Below are 6,173 nucleotides of genomic sequence, written 5' to 3'. Positions count from 1 at the left end.
TAATCATCTAATTAATAATTTAGCCAAAAAAAGAGTACCAAGCTACTTTGTAGCTTGATACTCAATTTTCAAAAGTTTCTGTATCACTATTTTGATAATTTAAACTTTTAATTTAACCAAATTAGAACAATTAATATGGTTTATTCAACATTTGACTGTCTAATAAATTTGTTGTATCCAATTGTCAGGAACTTTTCACCTTTGATTTTAATAGCACCACCATATGTTTGGACAGCCATATTTTTCTTCAGGATTTCCTTGCCAACACGATTACCATATTTATTGTAAACATGGGTCTTCTTTACTAGCTTATGAGATTTACCATAAACATTACTACTCTTAACATAGTATTTGTCACTAATTGAAATTAGCTCTTCGCCACTAACTGACTTAGTTGAACCGGTTAAGACCTTAGATCCTGCCTTTAAAACAAGATCTCCAACACGCTTGCCATCTGCATTATAAACATAAGAATTATGCAAAATCTCCGCATTTGTGTTTATGCCATCAGCAAGAACATTGTTGGCTTCAATTATAATTGATCCAAAGTTCTTTGCTTTAACATAGTTATCGTTACCTATAATATAGTAAGCCTTACCGTGGATCATTACTGGATCTCCATAAGTAGCAACTTCTGCAGATTTCTTAAGTAACTTTTTACCCACTCGCTTACCGTTTTGATCATAAACAAACGCATTGTGCATTAACAGACGTTTCTTCTGAACTGTATTGTTAACTGCGATATATAAACCATCATCAGTTAGATAGAAATCACGACCATTAATATTCTTAGTCCCATAAGTAGAAATTGTAGAACCTTTTTCTGCAACTAATAAGTTAGCTCGTTTGCCTTCTTTATTATAGAAGTATGCATTATGGTACAAATGCTTCTTAACAGCATTTGCTGGGTTAATTTGTTCTCCATCTGATCCATTCGAACCATTTGATCCATTCGAACCGTTTGAGCCATTTGAGCCGTTTGAGCCATTCGAACCGTTAGAACCACCAGTTGAACCACCAGTTGAACCGCCAGTCGAGCCGTTAGAGCCATCTGATCCGTTTGAACTATTTGAGCCGTCAGAGCCATTTGATCCGTTTGAACCATTTGAGCCGTCAGAGCCATTTGATCCGTTTGAACCATTTGAGCCGTCAGAGCCATTTGATCCGTTTGAACCATTCGAGCCGTTTGAACCATTCGAGCCATCTGATCCGTTTGAACCATTCGAGCCGTTAGAGCCATCTGATCCGTTTGAACCATTCGAGCCGTTTGAACCATTCGAGCCATCTGATCCGTTTGAACCATTCGAGCCATTGTTTATAGTAATTTGAGTAATTGAAGTTTGACCATCTTCTTTAGCATGATTAATTGAATCAGCATCTTTACCCTGATTTACTTTATCTTTGGCAGCGGCAGCAGCAGCATCAATTGCATCTTTTTCCTTTTGTTTTTCTGCATCTGTCTTGCTCTTGTCTTGATCAACTTTATCCTTGGCAGCTTGAGCAGCTTGGTCAATTGCCTTGTTTGCATCTGCCTTTTGCTCATCAAGTGATTTACCAGGAATATATTGGGCATCAATTACTTTAACAGCTTGGTCTTCAAGATCATTGACTTCTTGAGCAGTTTTGGCACGATCAATTGAGTTTTGTGCCTTTCCTAGCTCAGTATCAACATTAGCTATCTGTGTTGCCTTCGCACTGGAAGTCAGTGTGACATCGCTATTAATTGCTGCCTTAATAGTATTTGCTTCTTGCAATAAAGCGTCCTTAGCTGCTTGCTTTTGTGCATCAAAGTCATTAGTTACATATTGGGCATGAATTGCAACAATACCATCACTGTATTCTTTATGCGTAGCTTCAGAATCTGGAGCTGCATCAATTTTATCCAATGCCTTTTGTTTCTGAACATCAACCGCTTTAATCTGAGCGTCTTTAGTTGCCTGATCTAATGAAGCATCCTTGTTAATAGTTTCCTTAACAATATCTGCTTCATCGTTGATTAATTGCTTAGCGTAAGCTTTTTGATTTGCTAGAGACATTGGGCTACTTATGTATTGCGCATCAATGTTTTCAATTCCCTTATTAAGAGCATCACTAACCGATTGTGCATCAGTAGCACTTTGAATATTTGATTTAGCAGTTGTTGCTGCTTCATCCACCGCTAGGCTTTGTGTATGCTTAGCTGCATCAGTGAGCGTATTGTCATTGGAAATCTGCTTCTTGATTCTAGCAGCTTCTTGGTCAATTTCTGCTATTGCATTTACCTTCTGGCTTTCTAAAGCACCATTTGGTATATGTTGAGCATCAATTTCTGCAATTCCATTATTCAGTGCAGTTTTAACTGTTTGTGCAGAAGTTGCTTGATCAATTTGGGCTTTCGCCTTGCTTGCAGCATCTTCCACATTAGCCTTTTGTTTGTCCTTAGTTGCACTGTCAATAGTTGGATCAGCATCAATTTCTGCCTTAACCTTCTTGGCTTCAGCTTCAATACTTGCTTGAGCAGCGAGTTTCTGATCTGCTATTGAAGAGCTTGCAGGAATGTAGTCTGCATCAATCTTGGTAATACCGGCTTTGACCGCATCGTTAACACCTTGAGCATTGATTGCCTGTTCAATTCTTGATTTAGCAGTTGCAGCGTCTTTATCGACGTTACCTTTTTGCTCAATCTTCGTTGCATCGTCTAGGCCTTTGTCTGCATCAATTTGCTCCTTGACTTTTGCAGCTTCAGTATCAATAGTCAGCTGAGCGTTCTTCTTTTGAGCTGATAATGACATGCCATTATTTGCGTAGTCATTATCAATTACAACAATCGCTACATTAGTCAGATCTTTGACACTTTGAGCATTCAGGGCTTGATCAATTTGTCGCTTGGCATTTTCCGCATCTTTATCCACTTTAGCTTTTTGTGTTGTCTTTGTTTCATCATCTAGAGTTGGATCTGCGTCAATCTGCGCTTTAATCTTAGCTGCTTCGCTCTCAATTTTTGCTTGAGCTGTAGCCTTTTGACTTGCTAGACTACCATTTTCATCAGAAACATGCTTGCTGTCGATAGCAACTTTACCTTCATATACAGCAACCTTAATCTCTTGTGCATTTTCTGCTTGATTAATTGCTGCCTTGGCCTTCGTTACTTCGCTATCAACATTATTCTTTTGCTTAGATTTAGTTGCATCATCAAGACTTGTATCAGAATCGATTTCTGATTTAACTCTAGTTGCCTCAGCATCAATCACTGCATCAGCAGCAAGTTTTTGATCAGATAAAGATTTGCCATTAGCCACATGATCACTATCAATCTTAGCTATTCCGGCTGCCTTAGCGTCACTTACACCTTGAGCATTGATTGCTTGATCAATCTTGCTCTTAGCTGTAGTTGCATCTCGATCAACATTAGCCTTTTGATCGGCTTTAGCTGCATCACTCAATGTCTTATCAGCATCGATTGCATCTTTTATTAAAGCTGCTTCATCATCAATTGCCTTTTGAGCATTCTTCTTCTGATCAGCTAATGGAATGTTGTTTGGAACATGATCATTATCAATCTTGGCTATTGCAATATTCTTGGCTTCTCTAATTTCAGTGACATTAACTGCTTGATCAATCTTGTCCTTCGCATCAGTAGCGTCTCTATCAACGGCTGCCTTTTGCTTAGTCTTAGTTGCATCATCTAGAGTTTCATCTGCATCTATTTCTGCCTTGATCTTGGTTGCTTCATCATCAACTGCCTTTTGAGCATTCTTCTTTTGCTCTGGAATTGAGATGCTACTTGGTGCGTGATCGCTGTCAATCTTAGCAATTCCAGCAGTAGTTGCATCCTTTACACCTTGAGCATTGATTGCTTGATCAATATTATTCTTAGCTTCAGCAGCATCTTTGTCAACTTGTGCTTTTTGTGCTGCCTTTTCAGAAGTATCCAGTGTTTGATCGGCATCAATTTCTGCCTTGATCTTAGCTGCTTCATTTTCAATTGCCTTTTGAGCATTCTTCTTTTGCTCTACTAAGCTAGTGGTATTTGGTATATGTTCACTGTCAATCTTAGTAATTCCAGCAGTAGTTGCATCCTTTACGCCTTGAGCATCCGGTGCCTGACTAATGTTGACTTTAGCTTCAACAGCATCCTTATCAACATTATTCTTTTGCTTAGTCTTAGTTGCGTCATCTAAGGTTTCATCGGCATCAATTTCTGCCTTAATCTTAGTTGCTTCTGCTTCAATCGCAGCTTGTGCGTTCTTCTTTTGATCTACTAAGGAAGTAGTACTTGGTACATGATCGCTGTCAATCTTAGCAATTCCAGCACTTGTTATATCCTTGACACTTTGAGCACTTTGAGCTTGATCAATGTTAGCCTTAGCAGCTGCAGCATCAGTATCGACATTAGTCTTTTGGGCTGTCTTAGCGGCTGCATCTAAGGTTGTATCAGCATCAATTTCTGCCTTAATCTTAGCTGCTTCTTGGTCGATTGTAGCCTTAGCATTATTCTTTTGAGTTGGGAGTGAAATAGTATTTGGTATATGATCGCTGTCAATCTTATTGATCCCGGCGTTCGTTGCATCCTTTACGCCCTGGGCATCAGTGGCTTGATCAATGTTTGTTTTAGCTGCTGCAGCATCTGCATCAACAGTATTCTTTTGGGCTGATTTAGCTGCATCATCTAGAGTTGGGTCGGCATCGATTTCTGCCTTAATCTTAGTTGCTTCATCATTGATTGCTTTTTGAGCATTCTTCTTTTGATCCGGTAAGGATACACTACCTGGTACATGATCGTTATCAATCTTTACCACACCAGCATTAGTTGCATCAATAATTCCTTGTGCATCAACTGCATTATTGATATTAACTTTAGCTGCAACGGCATCAGCATCAACTGCACCCTTTTGTGTATTCTTAGTTGCCGTATCTAATGTTGAGTCAGCATCAATTTCTGCCTTAATCTTAGTTGCTTCTTGATCAATTACTGCCTGAGCATTCTTCTTCTGATCTACTAACGAAATGCTGCTTGGTACATGGTCGCTATCAATCTTGGCAACTCCAGCATCTCTTGCATCATTTACGCTTTGAGCATCAGGAGCTTGGCTAATATTATTCTTAGCTGCTGTTGCATCTTGATCAACATTGGCCTTTTGCTTAGTCTTAGTTGCTGTATCCAATGTTGGATCAGCATCAATTTCTGCCTTAATTTTAGCTGCTTCTTGATCAATAATTGCCTGAGCCTTTGTCTTTTGACTCTCTAGACTACCGTTCTTACTTGGAACATATTGTGCATCAATTGCTACTATGCCGTTATCAAGGGCATCTTTGACACCTTGAGCGTTAACGGCATTGTCAATAGCAGTCTTAGCATTCTTTGCTTCAGTGTCAACGTTAGCCTTTTGCTTAGTCTTAGTTGCTGTATCTAAGGTTGGATCGGCATCAATCTGACCCTTAACCTTTGTAGCTTCTTGGTCAATATTTGCCTTAGCATTAGCCTTTTGATTTACCAGTGAAACACTATTTGGTACATGGTCACTATCAATCTTAGTTACACCTGCATCAGTGGCATCTTTGACGCCTTGGGCATCAACTGCTTGATCAATCTTGCCTTTAGCTGCGATGACATCTGCATCAACTTGAGCCTTTTGAGCAGTTTGAGCAGCACAATCTAGGGTTGGATCGGCATCAATTTCAGCCTTAATCTTAGCTGCCTCTTGATCAATAATTGCTTTAGCATTCTTCTTTTGATCTGGTAATGAGGTGCTGTCTGGGACATGATCACTATCAATCTTAGCGATACCAGCAGTAGTTGCATCCTTGACACCTTGAGCATCTTGTGCATTATCAATGTTTGTTTTCGCTGCAGCTGCATCCTTATCAACTTGAGCCTTTTGGCTCTTCTTAGCTGCATCATCTAGAGTTGAATCGGCATCAATTTCACCCTTAATCTTATTTGCTTCGGCATCAATTGTTGCTTGCGCAGCCTTCTTTTGATCCGGTAAGGATACACTACCTGGGACGTGATCACCATCAATCTTGATGATACCTGCACTAGTTGCATCCTTAATGCCTTGGGCGTCAGTTGCTTGACTTATATTAGCCTTGGCAGTTGCTGCGTCAACATCAACTCTGCTCTTTTGAGCATTCTTAGTTGCTGTATCCAATGTTGGATCGGCATCGATTTCAGCTTTAATCTTAGCAGCTTC

General features: G+C 39.6%; 1 protein-coding gene. It reads right to left on the bottom strand.

Going from position 1 to position 6,173, the window contains the following annotated elements; all coding sequences use genetic code 11:
* Window positions 1-140: 140 nt before the first annotated feature.
* The coding region (locus tag AC2JF7_RS08915) for a DUF1542 domain-containing protein (protein ID WP_500728345.1) at window positions 141-6,173 on the bottom strand (6,033 nt) is incomplete at its 5' end.

This window comes from Lactobacillus sp. XV31L (assembly GCF_059900865.1).
This window is presented reverse-complemented; position numbering and strand designations above follow the sequence as displayed.